At 67.6% G+C, this 1,318-nt stretch carries 2 protein-coding genes; one reads left to right on the top strand and one right to left on the bottom strand.

The genetic code is table 11. From position 1 onward, the window contains the following. Positions 1–659 (bottom strand): SDR family NAD(P)-dependent oxidoreductase (locus ABD329_RS47760; protein WP_344318284.1); only part of this gene is annotated, 659 nt, incomplete at its 3' end. Positions 660–746: 87 nt separating this feature from the next. Between ABD329_RS47760 and ABD329_RS47765 the strand changes: the two genes are divergently transcribed. Beyond that, a partial coding sequence (locus ABD329_RS47765) for a TetR/AcrR family transcriptional regulator (protein ID WP_344318285.1) occupies positions 747–1,318 on the top strand: 572 nt, incomplete at its 3' end.

Genomic DNA, 1,318 nt, shown 5'->3' on the forward strand with positions numbered 1-1,318 from the left:
GTCGCCACGGCGGCGATCTCATCCGGGCGGCCGATCCTGCCGAGCGGCACCTCCGAGGCGAACTGGTGGAGGTCCGGGCCTACGGCGCCGACCAGGCCCGGGGTCTCGGTCGGGCCGGGGCTCAGCACGTTCACCCGGAACTTCCGTTCCTGCGCGCTGAGCGCCCAGCTGCGCACCAGGTTGCGCACCGCCGCCTTCGATGCGCCGTAGATCTCCAGGCTCGGTCCGGGGCGGAGGACGGTGGTCGATCCCGTCACTACGATCGAGGCGCCGTCCGACAGCAGGGGCAGCGCCTTCTGCACGGTGAAGATCGTGCCCTTCACGTTCGTACCGAAGGTGGCGTCGATGGCTTCCTCTGTGATCTCACCGAGACGCTGAGGGACAGCGCTGCCGGCGTTGGCGACCAGCACGTCGATGCGGCCCGCCTCCTCGCGCACAACCGAGTAAAGGTCATCGAGGTCCGTCTGTACCGAAACGTCGGCCCTCACACCGGTGGCCGCCGGCCCGATCTCAGCGACGGCCGCGTCGAGCGGCTCCTGACGGCGACCGGCCAGGAACACCCGTGCCCCCTCCGCGGCGAACCGCTTGGCGATGGCAAGCCCAATGCCGCTGTTGGCTCCGGTGACCACCGCCACCTTGCCTGCGAGTACTTCCGTCATCACGCGTCCACTCCTCAATTCTTGACTGGTTCGTCCATAACGCTAACCGTTATGGACGAACCAGTCAAGAATGGGTATGCTGTCCCCATGGCACGACCCAGGAAGTTCGACGAGCAGCAGGTACTGGACACTGCCCGGGAGCGGTTCTGGTCGGGTGGGTACGCCGCCACACGAATGGAAGACATCGCCGAGGCAACGGGGCTCGGCAAAGGCAGCCTGTACGGCGCGTTCGGCGGAAAGCAGGAACTGTTCCACCGCGTGTTCGACGATTACTGCGGCTCCGTCGTCGATGCGGTGAGCCGACAGCTGCGCGGCAACGACACGGACGCCTACGCACGACTGTCCGCCCACGTGTACGCGGTGGCGGCGGCGACTGCCGCGGACACCACGCACCGCGGATGTCTGTTGGCCAAGGGCGCCGCCGAGCTGGCCGAACACGACGAGACGGTGGCCAAGCGGGCACGCGCGGCCATCGAGGCCCTGCATGCGCTACTGGAGGACGACATCGCAGCCTGTCAGCGCAATGGCGATATTGCCGCGGACGCGGATCCGGGAAAGCTGGCTGCGCTGGTGCTCGCCGTACTGCGCGGCATCGAAGCGCTGGGCAAAGCCGGAGCGAGCGAGGAGACGCTGACCGATATAGCCCGGACAGCCCTTGC

This window comes from Streptomyces javensis (assembly GCF_039525925.1).
In the GTDB taxonomy this organism is placed as follows: Bacteria; Actinomycetota; Actinomycetes; order Streptomycetales; family Streptomycetaceae; genus Streptomyces; species Streptomyces asiaticus.